This is a genomic window from Flavobacterium sp. CLA17, assembly GCF_013112255.2.
GTDB lineage: Bacteria > Bacteroidota > Bacteroidia > Flavobacteriales > Flavobacteriaceae > Flavobacterium > Flavobacterium circumlabens.
Genome location: NZ_CP068294.1, coordinates 4863228 through 4890173 on the forward strand (window position 1 = coordinate 4863228; position 26946 = coordinate 4890173).

A 26946-nucleotide genomic window follows, 5' to 3' on the forward strand; every position below is an offset into this window, starting at 1 on the left:
GCTTTGTGAACGTTGTAGCTAACTTTTTATTTTTAGTCAAATTTTGATTTCTGCTCTGTTTTTGGCCAGGAATTATTGGTTACATCAATATCAGCAGTCATTAATTTTGGATCGATCTGAATGCTTTTGATTGCTTTTTCAGTTGCATAAACTTTTTTAGCCGTATCATTGTTTTTTCTCCAGATTTGTGCCGGATATTGAAAGTTTTGAACAGAACCATCTTCGTAAGTGATCTCCACCAAAATTGGCATGATCATTCCGCCTGGTTTGTTAAACTCAACTTCATAGAAATATTTAGGAGATTTCAAACCTGCCTTCTCTTCCGCTGTAAAAGTCTGATCTACGTAATCCGCCAATAGCTTAACATCTTCTACTTTTAACGCTTTTTTCTTAGAAGCATTTACTTCGGCATTATCTCCGGACACTAAGTAAACGAATGGACCTTTTTCGAACCCGAAACGTCCTTTTCTAACTTTTACATCTTTAATATCTGCTGTTGGCGTATCAGAAACGTAATATTGTTTCACTTCTTTGATTCCGATATCTACAAAATCTGTTGAATAAAACCATCCTCTGAAAAACCAGTCCAAATCTACCGCAGAAGCATCTTCCATAGTTCTGAAGAAATCTTCAGGAGTTGGATGCTTGAATTTCCATCTGTTGGCATACGTTCTAAATGCATAATCAAACAATTCCCTTCCCATCACTACTTCTCTTAACATGTTAAGTCCTGTAGCCGGTTTTCCGTAAGCGTTATTACCAAACTGCGCAATGGTTTCAGAGTTTGACATAATTGGCTCTAAAAACTTTTGATCCCCACTCATGTAAGGAACAATGTTTTTCGCCGGACCACGTCTTGAAGGAAAATTAGGATCTAATTCCTGCTCTGCCAAATACTCTAAAAACGAATTTAAACCTTCGTCCATCCAGGTCCATTGACGTTCATCTGAATTTACAATCATCGGGAAGAAAGTATGACCCACTTCGTGAATTACAACACCAATCATTCCGTTTTTAACTTCTTTACTCGTCACTCCATTTTCATCAGGACGACCAAAATTCCAACAAATCATCGGATATTCCATTCCCTGGTCTTCTGCTGAAACAGAGACTGCTTTTGGATAAGGATAGTCGAAAGTATGTGAGGAATAACTTTTTAAAGTATGTGCCACTGTAATTGTTGAAGTTTCTCCCCAAAGCGGATTTGCTTCTTTAGGATAAACGGATTCTGCCATAACAATTTTACCCCCTAATTTTACAGCCATTGCATCGTAAATGAATTTTCTTGAAGAGGCAATTCCAAAATCACGTACGTTTTTAGCGCTGAATTTCCATGTTTTTTTCTTTTCAGAGAACCCTTTTTCAGTTGCTTCAGCTTCAGCCTGCGTTACAATTACTACTGGCTTATCAAATGATTTCTGAGCTTGTTCGTAACGTTTTACCTGTTCGGCCGTAAAAACTTCGGCTCTGTTGGTTAACTCTCCGGTAGCATCAATAACGTGATCTGAAGGAACGGTAATGTTCACATCAAAATTTCCGAAAGGCAGCGCAAACTCTCCGCTTCCCCAGAATTGCATGTTTTGCCATCCTTCAACATCGTTGTAAACGGCCATTCTTGGGTAGAACTGTGCAATTACATATAATTTATTTCCGTCTTTTTCAAATAATTCATAACCGGAACGTCCACCTTCTTTTCTGTAATTATTGATGTTGTACCACCATTTTATAGCCAATGCGATTTTTTCACCCGGTTTTAAGGGAGTTGCCAGATTAATACGCATCATGGTTTCATTAATGGTATACGACATTGGATTCCCTTTAGCATCTTTAACCTGCTCGATATTGAAACCGCGCTCTAAATCTTTTTTCAGATACTTGCCCGAAAACCCGTCAAGTGGTAAAACCTGATTTATTTTTTCGCTTTCAGCCAAAGAAGTCTGAGTGTTTGCTTTAGCCTGGTTCTGATCTAACTGAATCCATAAGTATTCTAAACTATCCGGAGAATTATTTGAATACGTAATAACTTCAGAACCCGTTAATTTTGAGTTCTTATCATCTAATTCAATATCAATTTTGTAATCTGCCTGTTGTTGATAATAAGCAGGTCCGGGTGCACCGGAAGCGGTACGAAACATATTAGGCGTTGCCAGTAAATCGTACATCTGGCTAAATTTGTTCGTATCGTATTTACCTTGTTGTTTGGGTGCAACAGGTGCCGACTTCTCCTGAGCTATCATCATAGCAGGGAAAAGTAGTAATAAAGAAAGCTTCTTCATAAATGCTTTTTGGTTTTTTTTGAGGTTGTGAAAATAACAATTAATATGATAATTCTACCTATCAATTAATACTTTAACACTTCTTTCCTTGAAGATTCTGTAAAAAGAACACTCTTTTTGATTCCAAATACTGAAACATGTGTAATATTCTGCTGTTCGCTATTCCAATCCACTAAAACAGAATTCGAAATTTCAATTGTTTTGAATTTATCGATGTCTTTTATTCGCGAATAACAAACTAAAACGTCACCTGCTTCTACTTCTTTAGACAAGAACGTAATCGTTTTGAGCTTACCGTCTGTCTTTACAGAAAAATTATCGGCAAGGTATTTTTTCAACAGATCAATATCAGCCTGAGTTTCCCTGTCTGTACCCACAAAGGTTTTTTTATGGTACTTTTTTTCCATCCCGTTATTAAGATCATCAACAAAAATACGGGAGGTAATCTGGATCATCTTTTTCTCAGTCACATAATTGACCTGAAAAACACCCATGTAAAACTTATGAAATGTAAACGCCGAAAGTGATAAAAATAAGACCCCGATTAAAGGATAAACTAATTTATTTTTCATTTTTGAATAATAGTAGCTTTTTTAAACTCTTTATTTTTATTGACCATAAAATCCATCAATTGGAATTTATCGTCCGGTTTTAAATATTTTTTTGATTCAGCATCGTTGGAGCAGTACATTAAAAACAGCTCAATTTCGTCCGGTTTTAAATCCAGGGTTTTACTGAAAAAATCTGGTGTAAAATTATCTTTCGCATATTCTGCAAATGCAATATCAGAAATCACATCTTCCTGTACATCTTCTTTTTTACGCAGCAGTTTCTTTACATCCTTAAAAATACGCACAAAATCGGTTCCGTATTTAATGGTTTGATCCGAGTACATCGCTGTATTTTTTGCGGTGGATTGTTTGTCATCTTCAAATTGCATGTCTACAAACTTCTGAGACCCGCCATCCAATGATTTCACTTTTAAATCTTTATGAACCACAACCTCTTTCAACTGATTGTTTACCAAATCTAATTTTACTGAAAAAAGTATCTGAGAGCAGTCTTTCTCTGTCAGAACAATCTTTTTAGACTGAAACGCCAAACCCGAAAACAACAATGTATCTTTTGGTTTCGCCATAATATCAAACAATCCGCCAGCTCCGATAAATGTTCTGACATTTGCATTGATATTCATTACATAACCACTTTCTATGGCAAGAAAATCATTTAATACCTGACCGTGCAATGATTTTCTTGAATTGCTCTGACCTAAAACGATTTGACAAAATAAGCACGCGATAAGTATTCCTAATTTATTTTTCATTTTCTAGAATTATTAAGTATTTTCTGGCTAGTTCGGTGATCAAAAACATGCTCATTGTTTTGTTCTTTGTATTCAAAGATACAGCAAATTCGGCATCATCTACACAATATAATTGAAATCCTTTTATATCATCCAACGGAATCCTCAAACGATTCGTATAATAATCCTCTTCAAAAAGATACTCTATTTTTCTGAAAAGAGCTTCTTTTTTCTCTACATTAGCTTCTTTTTTCAACATAGTAGTCCGACCCGAAATACTATTCAGCAGGTTATCTACCGAGGTTGAAGTTGCGGTATACACTTTTCTTTCAGCCGGCGTATATTTTTTTTGTCCATATGGAATAATCCCTAAATTTTCGGCAGTAATATTGGCATTTTCATTTACAATTACTTCTTTCAGTTCAACTTCATTAGCTGTCATTTTAATAAGAAGCGCAGCCTCACTTAAATCTTCTGTTGTAATGCGACGTTTGACCGGGTCTAAATTAACGGCTGAAAAAACCAGCACATCCCCTTCTTTCGCCACAATAGAAAATCGACCGTCTTTATCTGAAACCGTTGAAACCTGACTGTTATTATTGATAATATTCACTCCTTCAACTGTTACAGACTGCTGCAAAATCTGCCCAAGGATTTCTTTTGGCGCAGCCGACTGGCCAAAAGTGATTTCGGCAATGAAGAAAAAGAGGGCCAGTAAAATATTATTTGTTTTCAATAGCAAGTATTTCTTTATATTTCACCGCTAATTCGCCCAGCAAAAATTCAGTTGATGTTTTATTTTTAGAGTTCAAAACAATCGTAAATTTATCATTATCAACAGCGTAATACTCGAATCCTTTTACGTATTCAGCAGGAATTGAGAGCCTGTTCACAAAATGATCCAGGCTGAACATACTTTCCAAAAGTTTCATGAAAAATTCTTTTTTCTCTACTGCCACTTCTTTCTTCAGCATTGCCGTCCTGCCTGATAAAAAATTTAAGAAAGGGTCTGCCGAAATTGATCCTCCTGCCATTCCTCCGGCGCTTGCAGTTGGATTCAGAGCATTAGCCGTATGTAACTTTCTCTCTGCTTCCGTATAGGATTTTTGTCCCTGCGGAATAATTCCCAAAGAGACTGCATTAATATTATTATAATTTCGAACAATTACCTCCTGCAACTGATGTACTACCAAATTTAATTTTACGGAAAAATTGAGATCCGAAAAATTTTCCTGTGTCAATACGGTTCTGTTTTCTTTAAATTGTATGGAAGAAAAAACAAGTGTGTCTCCTGCCCTGGCTTTGATCGAAAAAGTTCCGTCGGCATTTGTTGTAACCATACTTTCTGTTTCGGCATTTACCACGTAAACACCTTCCAAATCATAGGTATTGGACGTTATCTTTCCATTAATAATGATACGTTCCTGATTTTGCCCCCATATAGTCTGGCTCAAAACAATAATAAAAAGACATAAAAACTTATCGCTCAAAATAAAAAAATTAGATTTACTCTTAAAAGTGTAAAAATATCTTAATGTCTTCCAAATTTAATACTAACGGCATGGTAAAAATATGTTAATTAAAGTTTGAAATTTCAACATCAAAAAGGAGTTTTTAATATCTTTAACGGCATCAATCTGAGTTAAAATTTTATGAAAAGCATTATCATCGCCAGCACTTCTACCTTACACGGAGGCAGCTATTTAGAATACTTATTACCTACACTAAAACAACATTTCGCCAACTGCAAAAGCATTTTATTTATTCCATTTGCGAGACCGGGCGGAATCACACACGACGAATACACTGAAAAAGCAGCCGCCGCATTTGCAACAATCAATATTGCCGTAAAAGGAATTCATGAATTTGAAAATGCAGAAAGCGCTATAAAAAATGCAGAAGCTATTTTTACAGGAGGCGGAAATACTTTTCTGCTGGTAACACAATTGTACCAACAAAACATCATGAAGCTTCTTTCTGAGACAGTGAAAAACGGAACTCCCTATTTAGGAACCAGTGCAGGAAGCAATATTTGCGGCCTATCGATGCAAACGACCAATGACATGCCTATTGTTTACCCTCCAAGTTTTCAGACTTTAGGATTAATTCCTTTCAATTTAAATCCGCACTATTTAGATCCCGAAACACAGTCCAAACATATGGGAGAAACACGCGAAACAAGGATTAAAGAATTTCATGCCTTCAATTCCATACCTGTTTTAGGATTACGAGAAGGAAGCTGGCTGGAAGTAAAAGAAAGCAGGATTACTTTAAAGGGAGATCTATCCGCTCGTCTATTTTTAAAAAATCAAAATCCGGAGGAATTAGCAACTGAAAGTGATTTGAGCAATCTAAACTAATTTGTAACCCTATAAGTGGTGTAAACTCATTTAAATAAGGCTGACAAAAAACTTATAATAACTTACATCACTTATATGATTTAAAAAAAAAGCATAAAAAAAATCCCCAAACAATTTGCTTGAGGATTTTGAAGAGCGAAAGACGAGGCTCGAACTCGCGACAACCAGCTTGGAAGGCTGGAGCTCTACCAACTGAGCTACTTTCGCATTAACAGGGTGCAAATGTAAAACAATTAAATCATTTAAAAAAACAAAAATCAATAATTATTTTAACTTTGATAAAAAAACCGAAACAAATTAAGTTTCGGTTTTTTAGAGCGAAAGACGAGGCTCGAACTCGCGACAACCAGCTTGGAAGGCTGGAGCTCTACCAACTGAGCTACTTTCGCATTACTGTGGTGCAAATATAAAAAATAAGTTAAGTTCAAAACAAGCTTTTTTTCAAAAAAAATCAATTAAAAACAAGAATTTCCCATAACCCATTTAAAATTAAAAAGTTATACATTTATTTTATTTAAACAAATCATGAATATCATCAAAGAAATAGCATCAAAAGAAACTTATATTGTTCGTCATCCCGTTTTAAGAAAAGGAAAACCTCTGGAAAGTTGCCTCTTCGAAGGTGATGATTTAGAAACCACACATCATTTTGGCTTATTTTTTGACAGTGAATTAATAGGAATTATTTCATTATACTCAAAAATCAACACTACCTTTGCACAGAAAAATCAGGCTCAGATCCGCGGAATGGCGGTTTTAGAGCAACATCAGAAAAAAGGAATTGGTGAAGCTTTGGTCAAACATTGCGAAAACTATTGCCTGCAAAAAAACACAGACCTGATTTGGTTTAACGCCAGAACAGCTGCTGTTGGATTTTATCAAAAAATGAATTACAAAACTGTTGGCGAAGCATTTGATATCAAAGATGTGGGCGAACATTATTTAATGTTTAAAAAATTGTAACATGAAGAAACTTTATCTTTTATTAGTATTATGCATTTTTATCGGCTGTAAAGACGATAAGCAGAAAGCTGTCCCTGTCAAAAAAAGCCAGCCTGCAATCATACTTACTAATGAAAGAACAGTTCAAATCGATACCTCAAAAATCAATGCTTTTAAAAGCGAAACACTGAAACAATTTTATAATTCTTCTGAAAACAAAACGGTTTGGGGAAATCTTAAAAAAAGAACCTACATTTTATCTTTATTGAAAAAATCAGACGAACTGGGTTTAAATTCAAATGATTACAAAACTGGAAAACTCGAGAAACTGGAGAAAAGGGTAAGTGCCCTGAGCGATGCTGATTTAGCCACTTATGACATATTGCTTACTTATAATTTTGAATTATACTTAACCCATTTGTACAAAGGCAAATTAGATCCAAAAAAACTATACGGCAATTGGGATTTAGCAGAGAAACCATTTGATGTAAATAATGCACTGATAAAAGCATTCAATAAAAACAAACTGGACAGCATTGCAGATCGTCTTCAATCGAAATCAGATACCTACAAACAATTACTGAAGGCACTTGAGGTCATTAAAACTTTTCCGGAGGACAATATTGGCAAGATAGAATCTGCTGAAAAAATAACACTCCATGACACCAATCCTGCTTTAATAAACATCAAAAAAAGACTTTTATTCTGGAAAGACATGTCCGGAAGGAAGGATAGCCTCACCAAAATTTACGATCAAAAAACTTTCGAAGCTATTAAAAAATTTCAGGAAAGACATGGTCTGGCTGCTGATGGCGTAATCGGAGCAGGAACTATAAGCGCTTTAAATTTTTCTAAAACCAAAAGAAAGGAACAAATCATTGCCAATTTAGAACGCTGGAGATGGTATAATAATGAATTTGCCGAAAATTATTTCATCATCAATATTCCGGATTACAGTTTACATGTTGTTGAAAGCAAAGACACTACCCTGGTTCGAAATGTGGTAGTGGGAACCAGCAAGAGAAAAACACCAATCATAACCTCTAAGCTCAAAACAGTCGTTTTTAATCCTACCTGGACAGTTCCGCCTACAATCCTAAAGGAAGATGTTGTTCCGGCAATGAAACGTAACCGAAATTATCTGGCTAAAAAAAATATTACCATATATGACAGTTCCGGAAATGTAGTAGAACCTGCTGCGTGGAATGAAAAAAATCCCGGTAAATACCGTTATGTACAAAGTCCGGGTTATAACAATTCGTTAGGATTGATGAAAATATTATTTCCAAACCATCATAGTGTTTACCTGCACGATACCAATCATCGTAATTATTTTGTAAGAAATAATCGTTCGTTAAGTTCAGGATGTGTACGTATTGAAAATCCGTTAGAACTGGCAAGGCATATTTTAGATTCTTCGGATAAGTCGGTAAGTTGGTCGAAGGAAAAAATTGATTCCATTATTGAGACTAAAAAAACAGTTAACATTAAAATCAAAAAAAAATACGCTTTATATCAATGGTACTGGACCGCATGGAGCAAAAAAAATCAGCTCATTTTCAGAGCTGATATTTATAATTTAGATTCGGATTTGTATGCTAAATTAAGAAATTAGCTTTTCTTCCATCGCAAAACTTCTTGACGGATGGTAAATGTACAAACACGATTTGTTTTTAATAACTTCAATAATTTTATTAGTCAATTCAACCGGAAGAGCCGGACATCCCTGACTTCTTCCTAATCTTTTATTATTATTGATAAAAGATTCCGACACATAATCTGCACCATGAACCACGACACCTCTTTCGCGGGCATTGTCATTAACACCTCTTTCCAGACCGTCTAAACGCAACGATGCTCCGTGTTTTCCCTTGTAAATCTCACCAGTGGCATAAAACCCTAAACTGCTTTTGAAAGAGGAATTTGAATTAGAAAATGCCGAAGCAAATTCTTCTCCTGTATTCCTGCCATGCGCAACCAGAGAATGAAACAAAATGGTATTAGTAGACAAATCAATCACCCAAAGACGTTTGGTGTTTGAGGATAAACTAAAATCAATTAACGTTAAAATATCTTTTTGAACGACACCTTTCTCTTTCAATAAGTAAAAACCTTTTAAAGCTTCTGAGAAAGTCCTAAGTTCCGGTAACGAAAAATTGTTGGTTTTTAAAGTGCTGTACACACTCTCAATTTTTGTGTCAATTGCAAGTTTTTCAACTTTAGCAATACTCTTCGATGTTACCTTTTTTAATTCGATTGTGTTTTTTGAATCTTTACCAAAAGACAATAGTAAAAACACCAATAATGGATAAATTTTGTAAATCATTGAATTCCTTTAGGTTAATAAAAAATTTGGGCATGACAAAAATAGACAAAAAATACAGGGGACAAAATAAAAGTCTATGAATCAGTGCATTTTTGTTTAAACTTTAACAATTCTAAAACAAAAAATTAGCAAAAAAGCATGAAAATGTTAATTTTACCAGATATTTACTTACAAAAATTAAAATCGGGATTTTAATTATATAACTTTTTCTGAAAATAATATAAATTTGTTTCCTTGAAACACTCTAGATTAAAGTGTAACAATTATAAAAAAAGACTGTCTATTACTCCGACAATTAATTATTCCAAAAATTACGTTTTAAAAACCACATGAAAAAATTAGTCTTTTTTACTCTCTTTCTTTCCTCGATGTACTCTTACAGCCAAAAGAAAACTTTGCAGGCACAGCAAATTTTGCAAAGTATTTCCATAGATGGGAAATTAGAGGAACCGGAATGGGAGCATGCAGCTATAGCATCAGATTTTGTCATGTTTGAACCTGATAATGGAAAACCAATTCCTGAGGGAAGAAAAACAGAAGTGAAAGTTTTATACAATAACGACGCTCTTTATATAGGTGCTGTTATGTACGATGATGAACCTAATAAAGTATTAAAAGAAATTTCACAAAGGGATAATTTCGGAACAGCAGATATTTTTGGTGTTTTTATAAACGGTTTTAATGACGGTCAGCAGAATTTTGAGTTTTTTGTGTCTGCAGCCGATGTGCAGGGAGACTGCATCATGACGGATTCCAACGGTGAAGATTATTCCTGGGATGCTATCTGGATCAGTAAAGCAGTACTTACAGATAAAGGATGGACTGTAGAAATGAAGATTCCATATGCCGCTTTGCGTTTTTCGGAAGGCAACAAACAAACCTGGGGAATTAATTTTTTCAGGGAAATAAAAAGGGAACGAAAAAAATATACCTGGTCGTTAATTGATACCAAAATTGGCACTTTTACACAGCAAAATGGGAATCTGGAAGGAATTGAAAACATCAAACCTCCTACCCGATTGTTTCTTATGCCTTATGCTTCTTATTACCTGAACGCTGCTGATAGCCAGAAAACGTACGGCACTATGAAAGGCGGAATGGATATCAAATACGGTATTAACGATGCTTTTACGCTTGATGCTATTCTGATTCCTGATTTTGGACAGGCCAAATACGATGATCAGATTTTGAACCTGGGTCCGTTTGAACAACAATTCAACGAAAACAGAGCTTTTTTTACGGAAGGAACCGATCTTTTTAACAAAGGAGGAATGTTTTACTCTAGAAGAATTGGTGGCAAACCTTCTGTCGAACCGGATTTAAAGGAGAATGAAGAGATAATTGAAGATCCGCAAAGCGTAAACCTTATTAATGCTTTAAAGGTCTCCGGAAGAACCAAAAAGGGACTTGGAGTCGGGATTTTAAATGCCGTAACCGAAAAAACATTTGCTACTATAAAAGACACCATCACCGGCGAAACCAGAAAAGAGATCGTCGAGCCTTTAATGAATTATAATGTTTTGGTCCTGGATCAGCGTTTTCGTAAAAACTCGTCGGTCACTTTTATCAATACAAATGTCACCCGAAATGGTCATTTCAGAGATTCTAATGTGTCCGGTTTGGCCTGGGATTTAAACACAAAAGCAAATACTTACAATTTATCCGGAAATGTCAAGTACAGCACTATCAATGATACTGAAGACACAAAAGGGCTTTACGCCTCAATTGGCTTTGCCGAAACCAGCGGAAAATACCGCTACAGTGTAGGTACCGATTTAGTTACGAAAGATTTTGATCCCAATGATCTTGGCATTAATTTCTATACCAATTATTACAACTTTTACGGAAATGCCAATTACAGGATCCTAAATCCGACAAAGCTTTTCAATAGTTTTAAACTCAATTATAATATGTATGCTGAGTTTAATAAAGAGTCCGGAAAAGTTCAGGAAAGCGACGTAAATGTCAATCTGAACCTGACAACTGTTAAAAATAATTATTATGGAGCAGGGATAACCATATATACTGAAGGAAATGATTATTATGAACCAAGGGCAGATAACCGGTATGTCATTGTTCCGGGCAGAATAGAAGCAACCGGAAGTATCTCGACCAATTACAATCATAAATTCGCATTGGATCTAAATCCTTCTATTGCCCTTTTTGATGAAAGCGAACGAATGAATTATGGTTTTGATATTGGCCCGAGATATCGTTTTAGCGACAAACTGCTCTTAACGTATACGTTTAGCTTTTTCAGAAAAAACAACAATAAAGGATACATTGACAGTTTTGATAATGACGATAATGAAAACACGCCGGAGGATATTGTTTTTGCCAATAGAAACGTTATTACCTATTCTAATATATTAGGTGGAAAATATGCTTTAAACAGCGCCATGACACTTAATCTTTCCGTACGCCAGTATTGGTCTTATGCGGAGAATAAAGACATTCTGCAACTTGAAACAGACGGAACTTTAACACCTTATACCGAATATACCAAAAACAAAAACTCAAGTTTTTATTCGTGGAATACCGATTTATCTTATTCCTGGTGGTTTGCTCCCGGAAGTCAGCTTTCGGTTTTATATCGAAATAATGCTTCTAATTTTGAACGTGTTATTGATAAGGAATTCAAAACAAGCGTTACCAATTTGCTTAATAACGATGCGTTAAAACATATTTTTTCTGTAAGTGTCAAATATTTTATTGACTATAATGCTGTCAAAAATAAGATTAGAAACAGAGCTTAGTCTGAATTAATTTTAAAAAATAAAGACTTCTATAATTAAATTAGTATTTTTCAATACAGTTCATTTTATTAAATACAATTGTAACCTGTGCTTACCTGCGCATTTTATAAATGGTTTATCTTTGTAGAAAACAAAAAAATAATGAACAAGAAAGTAATCCTTATGATTTTAGATGGTTGGGGAAAATCTCCTGACCCTAAAGTATCTGCAATAGACAATGCAAATGTTCCTTTTATAAACAGTCTTTACCGAAATTATCCCAGCGCCCAACTTAGAACTGATGGTTTAAACGTTGGTCTGCCTGAAGGGCAAATGGGAAATAGCGAAGTAGGTCACATGAATCTTGGAGCAGGAAGAATTGTATATCAGGATTTAGCCAAAATAAATTTAGCGGTAGCACACCAGACACTTGCTAAAGAACAAGTTCTTGTTGATGCTTTTACCTATGCTAAGGAAAATAATAAAAAAGTACATTTTTTAGGATTAGTTTCAGACGGAGGCGTTCACTCTCATACTTCTCACTTACGTGGCTTAATTGATGCTTCGCAGGAATATGGTTTAGAAAATGTTTTTGTTCATGCTTTTACAGATGGTCGCGATGTTGACCCGAAATCGGGTGCAAAATACCTTCATGATTTAGAAGATTATATTAAAGATACTCCGGTAAAAATCGCCTCTATCATTGGCCGTTACTATTCGATGGACCGAGACAAGCGTTGGGAACGTGTAAAACTGGCTTATGATTTGCTGGTAAATGCAAAAGGAACTCCCTCTCACAATGCCGTTGCAAGCATTCTTGACAGTTATGCCAACCATGTAACTGATGAATTCATTGCACCAATTGTAATGGTAGATGAGCAGGAAAAACCATTGGCAACTATTATTGAAGGTGATGTTGTCATTTTCTTCAATTTCAGGACTGACAGAGGGCGCGAACTTACAGAAGCTTTATCGCAACATGACTTTCACGAGCAAAACATGCACAAAATAAACTTGTATTATGTTACGCTTACCAACTACGATGAAACGTATCAAAACGTAAAAGTGGTTTACAATAAAGACAATATTACCGAAACGCTGGGTGAAGTTTTAGAGAAAGCGGGTAAAAAACAGATTCGTATTGCTGAAACAGAAAAATATCCGCACGTGACATTTTTCTTTTCGGGAGGAAGAGAAACGCCGTTTGAAGGCGAATCAAGGATTTTAAGAAACTCTCCAAAAGTAGCCACTTACGATTTACAGCCGGAAATGAGCGCTTTCGAGCTTAAAGATGCCCTTGTTCCTGAATTAAACAAAGGTGAGGTTGATTTTGTCTGTCTGAATTTCGCTAATGGTGACATGGTTGGCCATACGGGAATTATGAGTGCTGCAATTCTGGCTTGTGAAGCTGTTGATGCCTGTGTAAAAGAAGTGATCGAAGCTGCTTTGGCCAATGATTACACCACGATTGTTATTGCCGATCACGGAAATTGTGAAACCATGATTAACCCTGACGGAAGCCCGAATACCGCACACACGACAAATCCGGTGCCTATTATTCTGGTTGACAAACAACTGAAAAATATCAACGATGGTGTTTTAGGAGATATCGCTCCCACTATTTTAGAGTTAATGGGCGTTCAGCAACCAGCTGCGATGACTTGTCATTCGCTATTGTAAAAAATACTTTGAAGCATAAAAAAAGAGACAAGTTTTATAATTTGTCTCTTTTTTGTTTCTATCATTACGTTATGTCACCCAGAGCGAAGTCAAAGGCTTTTAATACAAAAAGGGCTTCGATTTCGCTCAGCCTGACATTCGTGTCTTGAAATAAAGGTATTAAACCAAAAAATGGTGATACATCCATTCGACACTATAAATGATAATACCAATTAATCCGCCCACCAAAGTTCCGTTGATTCTTATATACTGAAGATCCTTCCCTATTTCTAATTCTAATTTTTCAGAAACTTCTTTTCCGTCCCAGCTTTTCACTGTAGAGGATATCAGGTCTCCAATTACTTTTTTGTTATTCAGAAGAACCGACAACAAATCGTTTTTGATGAAATTATTGATTTTGTCAATCATCACCTGATCTTCTTTAAGTCCGTTTCCAAAACTTTGAATCAAACTGGAAAGATTCTTTTTAATGGAAGACTCATCCCCTTTCTCTAAATCATTCGTTATCGATAGTTTAATCTCATCCCAAATTCCGTTGACATACTCCTGAACTTCTTTTTTTCCGGCAAAATCCATAATCATCGTATTGATTTTCACTCTCATTTCTTCAGAGTTTTTAACTTTATCCAGAAAATTATAAACGTATTCGTCTATTTTAATCCTAATGTCACTTTCCGGATTTTTAGCTTCATCCAGGAAATCCTGTAATCCATTAAAAACCCCTTCTGAAATACTTTTATCGGCTAAGCCAAAACTCAGAAAAGGGGTTGATTCTTTTACTTTTTTTCGAATCAGGTCTTTATTATTACTCAATTCGCCACTCATTACTTCCAGAAGATTGGTCAGCAACTGGTCTTTTACATTTCCTTTCTGCAAAGGTTCCAGAGCCAGCGCGACCCAGTTCCCAAAATTTATAGATTCCAGTTTTGCAGCAAACTGTACCTGTATAAATCTTTTTACATCTTCATCTTTTATGGTTTTCAGAATGCCGGGAATGATGTTTACGACAACTAAATCAGCAATTTTATTTGCATGCTCTTCCTGCGATAACCAATCGGAAGCTTTTGTAGCAAAGTTAAATTCCTCCAGTTTAATTTCTAATTTTTCACGATTCAGGAATTCTTCCGAAACAAAATTTCCCAGATTCTCCCCAATCTCATTTTTTTTCGTGGGAATAATAGCCGTATGCCAAATCGGAATTCCCAACGGATGGCGAAATAAGGCAACGACAGCAAACCAATCGGCAATTCCTCCTACCATTGCGGCTTCGCTAAAAGCCTGCAGCATCGGAATTTTAAAATAAATAGCGATGATAAACAAAAGAACTGCAACACCTAAAAGTGCCAGAGCATTTCTCTTCATGCTTTTAAGAGCTTTTTCTTTGGATATATTTTCCTGATCAACAGTAGTTTTCATTATTGAAATGTTTTTATTACTAATTTACATTTTTCTGTTAAATAATACGCTGAAAAAGCATTGAGTTTTTAAGGAAAGTAATGAAAATTAAAAAGGTCCGCCACGAATTTCATTAATTTCCAATAAATTATTTAAGGTGTGAATTTTAAATGCAATGTAATTTCTGAATTCAATTTTTCTATTAATATTCAATTCGTGCTAATTCGTGAAATTCGTGACGAAAAATTTATATTAAAATTGTACTTTTGCGAACTGAAAATCCGAAATTATGATTATTGTAAAATCACGTGAAGAAATTGAATTAATGCGCGAAAGTGCCTTGATCGTTTCTAAAACATTAGGAATGATTGCCTCTGAAATTAAGGAAGGCGTTACCACATTATATCTTGACAAATTAGCCGAAGAATTCATTCGTGATCACGGTGCAACACCTAGTTTTTTAGGTTTATATGATTTTCCGAATTCACTTTGTATGAGTCCGAATGCACAGGTTGTACACGGAATCCCTAACAATACCCCTTTAAAAAGCGGCGATGTTATCTCTGTAGATTGCGGTGCTTACAAAAATGGATATCACGGAGATCATGCCTATAGTTTTGAAATTGGAGACGTTGCTCCGGAAACTAAAAAACTTTTACAAGTTACCAAAGAATCTCTTTACGTTGGTATCAGAGAATTTAAAGCCGGAAATCGCGTGGAAGATGTTGGAAATGCGATTCAAAAATATACAGAGTCTCATGGTTACGGCGTTGTTCGCGAATTGGTTGGTCATGGTTTAGGACAGAAAATGCACGAAGAACCGGAGATGCCAAACTACGGGAAACGTGGCCGCGGAAAACTTTTTGTAGAAGGAATGGTGGTTGCCATTGAACCGATGATAAACATGGGAACAAGAAACATCAAACAACTAAAAGACGGCTGGACAATCCTGACTGCTGACGGAAAACCAAGTGCGCATTTCGAACACGACGTTGCCCTGATTGATGGAAAACCGGAAATTTTATCGACTTTCTATTACATCTATAAAGCTTTAGGAATCGAAAGTACTGAAGAAGATGAATTTAGACAAGTGCCGTTGGTATTATAACACAAATTCCACAAATTAGCACGAAATAATATTTTGTCGAAATTTCACTAAATGAATGATGAGTGAATTATATTTAAAAGAAGAGTCTTATAAAATTATTGGAATTTGCATGGAAGTCCATAAAATTTTAGGAAAAGGACATAGTGAAAAAGTTTATAGTGATGCTCTGGAATATGAGTTTCAAAGAAATGAAATTCCTTATAAACGAGAATTAAAATATAACATCGCCTACAAAGACATTATATTACCAAGCTATTATTTTGCAGACTTTGTTCTTTATGATGAAATTATTTTAGAATTAAAAGCAATTGCAGCACTGTCAACAAGTGAAATTAAACAAACACTGAATTATTTAGCTGCATCAAAAAACAAACTAGGTTTATTAATCAATTTTGGAGAAGATAGCCTTACATATAAAAGAATAATACTTTAACCCCAATCAAGGTTCGTGAAATTTCACCCATGCAATTAATTTGTGTTAATTTGTGAAATTCGTGTTCAAATTTATTTAACCGTGAAGAAACTTTTTAAATTAGTACTTAACACAATACCACGTCCATTATTAATTCGTTTGAGTTACGTGGCCCGTCCGATTTTGGCTCTTTCGTTAAAAGGGAATAAATATACTGATCCGATTGACGGAAAAAGTTTCAGGATGTTTTTGCCTTATGGATATAGCAAACAACGTCCGAATGTACTTTCGCCAAGCACCTTGTCATTAGAGAGACATCGTTTGCTTTGGCTGTATTTAAACGATCAGACTGATTTTTTTACAGCTCCAAAAAAAGTGCTGCATTTTGCTCCGGAACAGGCTTTTTATAAAAGATTCCGCAAGCAGAAAAATCTTGATTATACTACAACTGATTTACTTTCGCCTTTGGCAGACGTAAAAGCAGATATTTGTAATTTACCTTTTAAGGATAATGAATACGATGTGATTTTATGCAATCACGTTTTAGAGCACATTCCGGACGACACCAAAGCCATGCAGGAATTGTACCGCGTACTGAAACCGGGCGGAATGGCAATTCTTCAGATTCCGCAGGATTTATCAAGAGCGACTACGTTTGCTGATGATTCCATCACAGATCAGAAAGAACGTGCTGCAATTTTCGGACAATACGATCACGTTCGTGTATACGGCCGCGATTATTTTGACAAATTAAGAAGTATTGGTTTTATCGTAATCGAAGAAGATTATACGCATAAAATATCACCCGAACTGGTAGAAAAATATTGTCTGGCAAAAGGCGAAATCATTCCGCTTTGCTTCAAACAGGAAAACTAAATAATTCGATTTTTTTTCACCATATAAGTGATATAAGAAATTACAAGCATTTGATTTAAAGCTTTCTGCTTCAAATTTAAATAAACTTATATCACTTATATGGTTACAAAACTAAATTACTTTCTCCAATTCCAACAGAATTTAAATTATTACCCTTGGAACTTTCAAAATCATTTCAGTTTTGTTTTGACATCAGTTTTGAAAAAAATCTGAATGTTTATACTCCAACCGCTTATATCGTTGAAAACACCAATGAAATTAAGTATTTGAATAAAAAAGCAACTACGGATGTGCTGGAAAGTTTTGGAATCATTTTTGAAAATTTAGATTCCAATACAAAAAAAATACTAACGATTTGCGAAGCCTTAAAACCTGAATTTATTTTCAAAAAATTCAGTGCAAAAATCAAGTCCGCAAAAACAATTGCTGACCTGCAAAAAGATTCCAAAATTGATTTTGCAATTCGTCAGCATTTAAAAATAAATTTAGATTCATTTTACACCCTGATTGTACAGGAACATTTTCCGTTATCTGTAAACATGGGAGCTGAAAAGGATTTTTATCGCTCGAGGGTTGCTACGAATCCACTTTATTTCGAACCTCAGATTCAATTTGACAAACATGCCGACGGAATTACGTATACTTTATCCTTAAAAGAAAACGAAACTACATTCTTTCCCATGAATTGTAATGTAGAGGCGCTGCTGGATGAGCCTGGATGGTTGATTATCGACAAAAAGTTAGGCCACTTAAAAGAACTTAATTCTAAAAAAATTTCTCCTTTTTTAAAGAAACAATCCATCGAAATACCTTCAAAATTAGTCGATGATTATTTTAAAAATTTCATTCCGCAAATAGCCAAAAAAATAGATATCGAAGCCACCGGTTTCGAAATTGAACATCGGGATAAAATCATTTCCTGCACGATTCAGCCGGTTTATGATTTTTTTAAAAACTGTTATTACCTCAACCTTTATTTTGATTATAACGGTTATGTATTTGAGGCCGGTAAAACTAAAAAAACACATTCGTTTGTCGATTTCAGCGTTGCCAATGAACCCAAAATAATTCAGTTTAAACGCAGTTCTGATGAAATTTCATATACCGATAAATTACTTGAAATTGGTTTAACAAAAGTCAAAAACGAATTATTTGGATCTAATCCTGATGCGGAAATTCATGATCCTTATTCCAATATTCAATGGATTATTGATTATAAGGAAGAACTGGAAAGTTTAGGGTTTACAATAGAGAATTTAAAACTGGAAAGCAGGGAAATCAGCACAGAAAACTATACCATTTCAGCTTCAAGAGAAGAAATAAAAGAAGATTGGTTTGACATCCGAATCATCATTACGATTGGAAATTGCACGATTAATTTCAGTGAAATTATCCCGAACATAAAAAGCAAAGAAAGGCTGTTTCTATTACCTGACGGAAGTTATTTTCTGATTCCTTCAGAATGGCTCAGCAAATATAGCGCATTGGCAAAACTGGCGAAAACAGAGAACGGAAATCTCCTTTTGCGTAAAAGTAATTTTGCTGCTTTGGATACGATTCCGGAAATCAAAAAAGATTTAATTCACAAAGCAGAATATACTTCTTCTGATTTGCTGAAAGCAACTTTAAGGCCTTATCAGATCGATGGCGTAAAATGGCTTTTAGGCCATTTTAATTCTAATTTAGGCGCTTGTCTGGCTGATGATATGGGACTTGGAAAAACATTACAAACCTTAGCGGTTCTGGTTGCCGTACAGGAACAGTTAGGATTTACAACTAAAACCACAAATTTTGATTTGTTTCAAAACGAAACTGTTATTGAAAGAGAACCTTTAAAAGCTTTGATTGTTTTGCCTTCTTCATTGGTTTTTAACTGGTATAACGAGGCCAGGAAATTTACACCGCATTTTTCAAAAATGCAATATATTGGTAACGACAGGAAACTATTGCTGAACAGACTGGAAGCGTCAGATTTAATTTTTACGAGCTACAACATTGTTCATCGCGATATTTCAATTTTGGAAAAATACAATTTCCGCTATCTAATTCTGGATGAAAGTCAGTACATCAAAAATAAAAATTCTAAAATTTTCAAAGCCATTAATAAAATAAATACGGCTCATAAAATGGCGCTGAGTGGTACGCCTATCGAAAACTCACTGGATGATTTATGGTCTCAAATGCAATTTATAAATCCGGATATTCTGGGCAGTTATTCCTTTTTTGCAGAAAATTTTAAAATTCCGATTGAGAAAAAGCAGGACGAAAATAGTTTATCTGAATTAAAAAACCTTATTCAGCCTTATATTTTAAGAAGAACCAAAGAACAGGTTTTAAAAGACTTACCTGAACTGTCTGAACAGATTTATTACTGCAATATGGATCCTGAACAGGAAAAGTTATATGAAGAAGAAAAATCTAAAGCACGGAATTTTTTACTGAAGACAGACGGATCAACGTCTGACAAAATTAGTATCATCAACACGCTGATGAAGTTAAGACAACTGAGCAATCATCCAAAAATGGTAGATCAGGATTCGGAAATTGATTCCGGAAAATATCTAGCAGTCACTAATTATTTGGAAACTTTAGTAAAAGAGAAACAAAAAACGATCATTTTCAGCTCGTTTGTTACTAATTTGAATTTTTACACCAACTGGTGCAAAGAAAATAAGATCGCATTTTGTGAAATTACAGGTGCCACTCCTGCCGGAAAAAGAGAGCAGCAGGTCAGTCTGTTTCAGGAAAACGAAGAGCCTTTGCTGTTTTTTATTTCGCTGAAAGCAGGTGGTGTCGGACTGAACATCACCAAAGCGTCCTATGTTTTGTTCCTGGATCCGTGGTGGAATCCTTTTGCTGAAAAACAAGGAGTTGGAAGGGCGCATCGAATTGGACAATTAAATAAAGTAAATGTTGTTCGGTTTATTTCGAAAAACACAGTCGAAGAAAAAATAATCAAACTCCAGGAAAACAAAAAGCTATTGTCTGATTCGCTTTTAGAAGAAAGCTATATTAATGATGAAATCGAAGCTAATCTGGAATACATTCTGGGTTCTTAATAAATTGCAGCTCGCCTCTCATTACGTGGCATAAATTCTTATATTTACAATCTTACAACCTAATAAGATGCCTAAATTTTTGTTTCAGAACCTACTTTTGTTTTTCTTTTTTGCTTCGGTGACTGCACAGGAAGTACAAAACGAAGTTCCGCCTCCCTACAATATTAAAACGGTTTCGTTTGTTCAGAATGGTGCGAATGTTATTCCGATATTTGAATTGGGTTCTGCTTTTGAACTCCAGTTTGATGACTTATTTGGCAGTGAAGCCAATTATTATTTTGATATCACCCATTGCGATTACAACTGGAAACCAAGCGATATTCCGAAAACGGATTATGTTCTTGGTTTTGACAATCAAAGGATTACTGATTATTCCAATTCCTTCAATACACTTCAGATTTATTCGCATTACCGACTTGCTTTCCCCAACCAGTTTACAACGCAATTAAGAATTTCAGGCAATTACATTTTAAAAATCCTGAATGAGGATAAAGATGTGGTTTTTTCGAGAAAATTCATTTTATATGAAGAGCATTCGACCGTAACTGCTCAGGTAAAAAGGACAAGAAACCTCACCAATATCGATTATAAACAGAATCTTGATTTTGCCATACTCTCTAATGATATTGTTTTTCAGAATCCTTTGCAAAATGTAAAAGTGCTTTTGCTGCAAAATGGAGATTTTAACACGACCATTAAAAACATTGTACCACAATACACTCTCGGAAACCAATTGGTTTACAAGTACGATAAAGAAACACAATTCTGGGCCGGAAATGAATTTCTGTATTTTGAGAATAAAGACATCCGGTCAGCAAGCAACAATGTTGGAAAAGTGGGTTCTAACAGTGATATTTACAATTCTTACTTATATACCAATCAGGCAAGAGCCAATCAGATTTATACTTTGAATCAGGATGTAAACGGAAACTTTGTGGTTAAAAATATAAACGGGTCCAATAACCAGATTGAAGCTGATTATGCCTGGGTCTATTTTACACTTTCTGCCCCTGCTTTTAGATTAAATAAAGACATTTACATAACGGGCATGTTTAACAATTACAGTTTAACTCCGGAATACAAAATGGATTACAATGCCGATAAAGGGGTTTACGAAAAAGCCGTGATGATCAAACAGGGTTTTACCAATTTTGAATATCAGATTGCGGATAAAAAAGGAGTTATTGATTATGAAAATGCGATTGACGGAAACTTCTACCAAACCGAAAATGACTACATCATATTGGTTTATTACAAGCAAAGTTCGGATCGTTATGAAAGAGTTATTGGAAAAGGAACTGCTAACTCCGTCAATATCACCAATTAAAAACATTGTTAAAGGATTTCGGTCAAAGGATTTTTTTTTGTAAGTTTGCAACTATAACACACACATATATACTACGTTAGTATGGTTTCTCAGATAACACGAGGCATAAAAATATCTGTTTTAACTAGTTTTGAAGGTACTTACTTCAAAAACTACAAGATTCATTTTGCCTTTAGTTACGTTATCACAATTGAAAATCACAGTAAAGATTCTGTTCAGCTGACGTCTCGTCACTGGGAAATTTTCGATTCCTTAAATGATATTGAAGTAGTTGACGGCGAAGGTGTTATTGGTAAAAAACCAGTTTTAAAACCTGGAGAAAATCACACTTACAGTTCCGGTTGTTTATTATCATCTCCTTACGGAGCCATGAAAGGTCATTTTAATATGATTAATTTTACCACTACAAAAACATTCAAAGTTATCGTTCCTACCTTCAGGATGTGTGCTCCGTTTGCTTTAAATTAAATCTAAGTTAAAACTATATTTCTTATAGTTATCTTATTCACAAAACTATCAAATTATTAATTTATCCTTTGTACTTTTGTGCAGCGTTAGATTATTCGTAACAAATCAAATTTTCTAACCGTTAAATTGTCTAATTATCTAATTTTAAATAACATGCTAAAAGGATTCTTTCATGTACCAAAAGCGGTAAACGAACCAGTAAAAGGATACGCACCCAATTCACCAGAAAAAGCAGCTGTTCAGGCAGCTTACACTACAATGTGGAACTCTAAAATTGATGTTCCTTTATATATTGGGAGTGAAGAAATTAAAACTGGAAATACGAAAACAATATCAGCTCCTCACGATCACAAACATATCGTAGGAACTTACCACTTAGCTGAAAAACAACATATCGAAAAAGCGATTGCTAATGCTCTTGAATCAAGAACAGCCTGGGCAAACATGGCATGGGAACAACGTGCAGCTATTTTCCTAAAAGCAGCAGAACTTATCGCCGGTCCTTACAGAGCCCGCATTAATGCTGCAACCATGATCGGTCAGTCTAAAAATATTCATCAGGCAGAAATTGATGCCTCTTGCGAATTGATCGACTTTTTACGCTACAACGTAGAATTCATGACGCAAATTTACAACGATCAGCCAAAATCAGATTCTACGGTTTGGAATCGTTTAGAATACAGACCCCTTGAAGGTTTTGTTTACGCAATCACACCTTTTAACTTTACTGCAATTGCTGCAAATCTTCCTGCCAGTGCCGCTATGATGGGTAACGTGGTAATCTGGAAACCAAGTGACAGCCAGGTATTTTCTACACAAATCATTATCGAAGTTTTTAAAGAAGCGGGTGTTCCGGATGGCGTTATCAACGTTGTTTTTGGTGATGCTTTAATGATTACTGATACTGTTTTGGCAAGTCGTGATTTTGCAGGAATTCACTTTACAGGTTCTACTCATGTATTTAAAGATATCTGGGCTAAAATTGGGGCAAACATTCACAACTATAAAACATACCCAAGAATTGTTGGTGAAACTGGTGGTAAAGATTTTATCATTGCACATCCAAGCGCTAAGGCAAAACAAGTGTCAACCGGAATTAGTCGTGGTGCATTTGAATATCAGGGCCAAAAATGTTCTGCGGCGTCAAGAGCTTATATTCCGCAAAGTTTATGGCCGGCTGTTAAAGAACAATTAATTGCTGATGTAAAATCTTTTAAAATGGGTTCTCCGGAAGATTTCGGAAACTTTATTACAGCAGTAATTCACGAAGGTTCTTTTGATAAATTGGCCAGTTATATTGATCAGGCTAAAAAAGATGCTGATGCTGAAATCATCGTTGGAGGAAATTATGATAAATCTGTAGGATACTTTATTGAGCCAACGGTTATTGTAACTACAAATCCTAAATATACTACAATGGAAACCGAATTATTCGGACCTGTAATGACTATTTATGTGTACGAAGATGCCAAATGGGAAGAAACTTTAGAACTGGTTGATACTACTTCTGAGTACGCTTTAACCGGAGCTGTATTTAGCCAGGATCGTTATGCGATTGAAGTAGCAACTACCAAATTGCAGAATGCTGCCGGTAACTTCTACATCAATGATAAGCCAACAGGAGCTGTTGTAGGAATGCAGCCTTTTGGTGGAGCAAGAGCTTCAGGAACTAACGACAAAGCAGGTTCTGCATTGAACTTATTACGTTGGGCTTCTCCAAGAACGATCAAAGAAACATTTGTAACTCCGGAAGATTACAGATACCCGTTTTTAGGATAATATTCTAGAAAACACCAATAATTACAAACCCGTAAGTTTCAATGCATTTGAAATTTGCGGGTTTTTTATTTAAAATTATTTCTTACTTAGTTTTTAACTCTAATTAATATGTAATCCTTTTCTTATTTTGTTAAAAATTAATCATTTATAATCAAAAAAAAACCTTATTTTATTATTTTAAAAGCTTTTACAGACATATTCAAAAGATTACTAAGGATAATTTTGTCCCTGATTCTAAAACTAAACATCTGTGTAGGATTATACAATGTTTATAAACTGAAATTAATTTTAACAAATGAGTATGAATATGAGAAATTTAGAAAAAGTACCCGAAGTAATTCAAAAATCAAAGTGTATGAACCACATTATTGATTACAAGTGGAATGAAAAAATCATGTTAGGATTATTAGATCCTTTTGAAGGAAATGATGAACTGGACAATACACTAAACAAAATTGGCCACAAAGCCGCAATAGGCCTGACTGCCTCCTTGCTCGAATGGGTTTACTGGTATTTTAAAGATTACACCACAATGTCTGATGACATACACCACCGAATTGAATCATTGTGGTATTCTGTTGAAAATCCTGAAGACACCAAACCACTGCTCTTTGATGCAGAATTAGACATTCCTGCTTCCGGTTTTATAAACGGCCCGATATGGATTGCGCTTATGAATGTCAGGATGATTGATGTTTTGTACAAAAAAAGATCCTTTATGCTTCAGAGTGAATTGGTTGGATTAGTGCTATTAGTGCGACATGTAGCGCCTAAGAGAAAGAAATTTGACAAATGGTTTGAAGGCACAATTTCTAAGCTTGTCAGTCAATTTCCAAACCAAAATCCAGAAGTTCCATTTTCTGAAGATGCCGTTTACGACTCGTCCGGTGAAGCACTTATTTGTCGTGAATTTTTCTTCGAACCCATGTTTAACAATTGTAATGAAGCTACAAAATCAGCATTAAATGATTTTATTTTAAATATAGATTACGAAGCAAATCCATTTTGCAGCAAAAACAAAAAGTTTATAAATGGATAAACTCTACAATAAAATATAATGCGGGTATATCTTTTAAAAGATTAAATCCAATAAAACCGCACAAGTATAAAAACTGGTGGGGTTTTATTGGATTTAGTATTTATTTTAAAATTGGAATCTTCACGAAACTATCCGTGCACCATTTTATTTTTAAAGGTTCTTTCGCATCCTTTATGGTTTCTTCTGCCACGACTTTTCCAGTGCCGTAATTGAGTTCCGAAAAGGGATTTTTATTGACATTTATAACAACAGCTAAACGGCTTCCTTTACTCAGTTGTTTACTTACCAGATGCGTATTCGAAAAAGGAACTGATTCTATGGTATCTGGTTTTAGCAAATTTCTTTTCGTACTGTCTTTAGCATAACTCGCACGACCTAAAAAATAAGACAAATGGAAATATTCTCCATTTGGCATTATTTCATATAGCGTAACGCCAATGTCCATATCTCTTTTGTTGATACTTGCTTTTATTTCCCCTAAAAACGAACCATTAATCAACATGGGTTCGTTGAGCAGTTCACTTATAAAAACAAATCCGTTACTGGTATCAATTTCTTTCCTAATAATCGGATCCGGATAATATTCATTATTCTGTGTTTGCCGGTCCGCAAAATTAACCTCCTGGTACAGGTATTTTTTTTGAATTGGTTTCCTGTCCTCCAAGGTGTAAAATTTTCCTGATTTGCTATCGGTCAAATACAGCTTTAGGAAACTATTATGCATTTTATCCAAAGAAGGCGCACTTCTCCACTCATTCGCTCCCATCACTTCATAGTTGATTTTATCTTTCAGCATTTCAGGTTTAGTACCGTTTTTTAAAATATAATCAAACCACTGATAGGTTATTTCTTTTATATTGAATAATGCTATTGAATCAACTTTGTAGTCATACAATTCACTTTCACCGCCAACTTGCGTACCAAAGTGACCGTAGGGTCCAATAATTACATATACCGGAGTTTGCGGATTGTATTTCTGCAGTTCTCTTACATAATACAAACCTGAATTTTGAGAGTCGTTATAATAGCCGTCAAATGCTAAGACAGGGATATTTATTTGTCTAAATTCTTTTCCGTAAGGAGCCATTTTTTGCCAATAGGCATCAAATGAGGGATGCTCCAGCCATCGCTGGAAAAGCTTGTTTGGTGTACCGTCTATACTATCCATTTTTTTGTAGGCAGTTCCGGTTTCCCACCATTTAAACATCATCTTCCTGAAACGCTGCCTGTCATTCCCTGCAAGAGTATCTAAATATTTATTGTTCCCTACATAAAAAGACCATTCGTAATTTGGATTTACAAAAACATTGTTCTCCATCGGCAGCCCCATTCCGGGTCTGTTGGCCACATAAGGCACTATCGTTTTAAGTGCCGGATGCATTTTTTTACAGGCTGCCCATTGCGTAAATCCGTTATAGCTTCCGCCATACATTCCCACGCTTCTATTACACCATTTTTGTTTACTGATCCAATCAATAACATCATAAGCATCATTTCCGTCATTCTCATACGGAAATATTTCATCCGTACTGAATCGTTTTCCCCTGGTATAGGCAATTACACCTATATAATCATGATCAGCAGCTTCCTTTAAGGATTTAATATCTATCCCTTTGTCCCGTACATAAATCGTGTACTGAAGTATAACGGGTTTAGGAGTAACCATTCCTTTTTTCCGAACAACGATCGCTGATATAAAAGCACCATCACGTGTTTTGATCATCACACTGTCCTGAATATCATAAGCAGTTTTTAAATCTTCTGATTTTGTTACACTGGTCTGCTGTGCGAATGCGTTTGATAGTATTAAAATAAGGAATGCAAAATTTAAGATTGGTTTCATCGAACGGCTTTTTTCGGA

At 35.2% G+C, this 26946-nt stretch carries 21 protein-coding genes and 2 tRNA genes; 13 read left to right on the forward strand and 10 right to left on the reverse strand.

What is annotated here, in order from left to right:
* Positions 1 to 32: 32 nt before the first annotated feature.
* The 5 genes from HAV12_RS20005 to HAV12_RS20025 form a co-directional block, all read right to left on the reverse strand.
* Positions 33 to 2276: a M1 family metallopeptidase gene (locus tag HAV12_RS20005; RefSeq protein WP_171571172.1), complete on the reverse strand. Its 2244-nt coding sequence runs from the start codon at positions 2274 to 2276 to the stop codon at positions 33 to 35.
* 65 nt (positions 2277 to 2341) lie between these two features.
* Positions 2342 to 2848 (reverse strand): DUF6702 family protein, encoded by a 507-nt coding sequence (locus HAV12_RS20010; protein WP_171571173.1) that lies wholly within the window; start codon positions 2846 to 2848, stop codon positions 2342 to 2344.
* Positions 2845 to 3600 (reverse strand): hypothetical protein, encoded by a 756-nt coding sequence (locus tag HAV12_RS20015; protein WP_132037727.1) that lies wholly within the window; start codon positions 3598 to 3600, stop codon positions 2845 to 2847. Before HAV12_RS20015 ends, HAV12_RS20010 begins: the two co-directional genes overlap by 4 nt.
* Positions 3590 to 4315 (reverse strand): carboxypeptidase-like regulatory domain-containing protein, encoded by a 726-nt coding sequence (locus HAV12_RS20020; protein ID WP_171571174.1) that lies wholly within the window; start codon positions 4313 to 4315, stop codon positions 3590 to 3592. Before HAV12_RS20020 ends, HAV12_RS20015 begins: the two co-directional genes overlap by 11 nt.
* Positions 4302 to 5069 carry a carboxypeptidase-like regulatory domain-containing protein gene (locus HAV12_RS20025; RefSeq protein WP_132037729.1) on the reverse strand — a complete coding sequence of 256 codons (768 nt, stop codon included), beginning with the start codon at positions 5067 to 5069 and terminating at the stop codon, positions 4302 to 4304. Before HAV12_RS20025 ends, HAV12_RS20020 begins: the two co-directional genes overlap by 14 nt.
* A 162-nt stretch (positions 5070 to 5231) precedes the next feature.
* Between HAV12_RS20025 and pepE the strand changes: the two genes are divergently transcribed.
* On the forward strand, positions 5232 to 5939 hold the full coding sequence (pepE, locus tag HAV12_RS20030; protein ID WP_171571175.1) for a dipeptidase PepE: 708 nt from the start codon (positions 5232 to 5234) through the stop codon (positions 5937 to 5939).
* Positions 5940 to 6073: 134 nt separating this feature from the next.
* On the opposite strand, the gene HAV12_RS20035 is transcribed toward pepE, so the two are convergent.
* Positions 6074 to 6146 (reverse strand) — tRNA-Gly (locus HAV12_RS20035).
* 109 nt (positions 6147 to 6255) lie between these two features.
* Positions 6256 to 6328, reverse strand: a tRNA-Gly gene (locus HAV12_RS20040).
* Between the two features lie 136 nt (positions 6329 to 6464).
* Between HAV12_RS20040 and HAV12_RS20045 the strand changes: the two genes are divergently transcribed.
* Together HAV12_RS20045 and HAV12_RS20050 are read left to right on the forward strand one after the other, a co-directional pair.
* On the forward strand, positions 6465 to 6902 hold the full coding sequence (locus HAV12_RS20045) for a GNAT family N-acetyltransferase (RefSeq protein WP_171571176.1): 438 nt from the start codon (positions 6465 to 6467) through the stop codon (positions 6900 to 6902).
* A 1-nt stretch (position 6903) separates the two neighbouring features.
* Positions 6904 to 8496: a murein L,D-transpeptidase gene (locus tag HAV12_RS20050; RefSeq protein WP_171571177.1), complete on the forward strand. Its 1593-nt coding sequence runs from the start codon at positions 6904 to 6906 to the stop codon at positions 8494 to 8496.
* On the opposite strand, the gene HAV12_RS20055 is transcribed toward HAV12_RS20050, so the two are convergent.
* Entirely contained in the window at positions 8485 to 9207 is a 723-nt protein-coding gene (locus HAV12_RS20055; RefSeq protein ID WP_132037733.1) for a murein L,D-transpeptidase catalytic domain family protein, read from the reverse strand. The two genes, HAV12_RS20050 and HAV12_RS20055, sit on opposite strands and share 12 nt — an antisense overlap.
* 329 nt (positions 9208 to 9536) lie before the next feature.
* Between HAV12_RS20055 and HAV12_RS20060 the strand changes: the two genes are divergently transcribed.
* Both HAV12_RS20060 and gpmI read left to right on the forward strand, forming a co-directional pair.
* A complete protein-coding gene (locus HAV12_RS20060; protein WP_171571178.1) occupies positions 9537 to 11963 on the forward strand; it encodes a DUF5916 domain-containing protein in 2427 nt (808 codons plus the stop codon).
* Between the two features lie 141 nt (positions 11964 to 12104).
* Positions 12105 to 13622, forward strand: a complete 1518-nt coding sequence (gene gpmI / locus HAV12_RS20065) for a 2,3-bisphosphoglycerate-independent phosphoglycerate mutase (protein WP_171571179.1) — start codon at positions 12105 to 12107, stop codon at positions 13620 to 13622.
* Between the two features lie 159 nt (positions 13623 to 13781).
* Here gpmI and HAV12_RS20070 read toward each other — a convergent pair whose 3' ends face one another.
* The gene (locus HAV12_RS20070; RefSeq protein ID WP_171571180.1) at positions 13782 to 15038 is read right to left on the reverse strand and encodes a DUF445 domain-containing protein; all 1257 of its coding nucleotides are present in this window, start codon (positions 15036 to 15038) and stop codon (positions 13782 to 13784) included.
* A 268-nt stretch (positions 15039 to 15306) separates the two neighbouring features.
* Here HAV12_RS20070 and map point away from each other — a divergent pair, with 268 nt between their 5' ends.
* The 8 genes from map to HAV12_RS20110 all read left to right on the forward strand — a co-directional run bounded on the left by map (position 15307) and on the right by HAV12_RS20110 (position 25085).
* On the forward strand, positions 15307 to 16125 hold the full coding sequence (gene map, locus HAV12_RS20075) for a type I methionyl aminopeptidase (protein WP_171571181.1): 819 nt from the start codon (positions 15307 to 15309) through the stop codon (positions 16123 to 16125).
* 58 nt (positions 16126 to 16183) lie between these two features.
* Positions 16184 to 16558 carry a GxxExxY protein gene (locus HAV12_RS20080; RefSeq protein ID WP_171571732.1) on the forward strand — a complete coding sequence of 125 codons (375 nt, stop codon included), beginning with the start codon at positions 16184 to 16186 and terminating at the stop codon, positions 16556 to 16558.
* An 81-nt stretch (positions 16559 to 16639) separates the two neighbouring features.
* On the forward strand, positions 16640 to 17413 hold the full coding sequence (locus tag HAV12_RS20085) for a class I SAM-dependent methyltransferase (RefSeq protein WP_171571182.1): 774 nt from the start codon (positions 16640 to 16642) through the stop codon (positions 17411 to 17413).
* A 155-nt stretch (positions 17414 to 17568) separates the two neighbouring features.
* Positions 17569 to 20472, forward strand: coding sequence for a DEAD/DEAH box helicase (locus tag HAV12_RS20090; protein WP_171571183.1), 2904 nt, complete (start codon positions 17569 to 17571; stop codon positions 20470 to 20472).
* Between the two features lie 67 nt (positions 20473 to 20539).
* Complete coding sequence (locus HAV12_RS20095) at positions 20540 to 21799, forward strand: DUF5103 domain-containing protein (protein WP_171571184.1); 1260 nt, start codon at positions 20540 to 20542, stop codon at positions 21797 to 21799.
* An 81-nt stretch (positions 21800 to 21880) separates the two neighbouring features.
* Entirely contained in the window at positions 21881 to 22267 is a 387-nt protein-coding gene (gene apaG / locus HAV12_RS20100; RefSeq protein ID WP_132037741.1) for a Co2+/Mg2+ efflux protein ApaG, read from the forward strand.
* Positions 22268 to 22420: 153 nt separating this feature from the next.
* Positions 22421 to 24046 carry an L-glutamate gamma-semialdehyde dehydrogenase gene (gene pruA, locus HAV12_RS20105; protein ID WP_171571185.1) on the forward strand — a complete coding sequence of 542 codons (1626 nt, stop codon included), beginning with the start codon at positions 22421 to 22423 and terminating at the stop codon, positions 24044 to 24046.
* Positions 24047 to 24353: 307 nt separating this feature from the next.
* Positions 24354 to 25085 carry a hypothetical protein gene (locus HAV12_RS20110; RefSeq protein ID WP_171571186.1) on the forward strand — a complete coding sequence of 244 codons (732 nt, stop codon included), beginning with the start codon at positions 24354 to 24356 and terminating at the stop codon, positions 25083 to 25085.
* A 100-nt stretch (positions 25086 to 25185) separates the two neighbouring features.
* Here the strand turns inward: HAV12_RS20110 and HAV12_RS20115 are convergent, their stop codons facing one another.
* On the reverse strand, positions 25186 to 26928 hold the full coding sequence (locus tag HAV12_RS20115) for a CocE/NonD family hydrolase (protein WP_171571187.1): 1743 nt from the start codon (positions 26926 to 26928) through the stop codon (positions 25186 to 25188).
* Between the last annotated feature and the right edge of the window lie 18 nt (positions 26929 to 26946).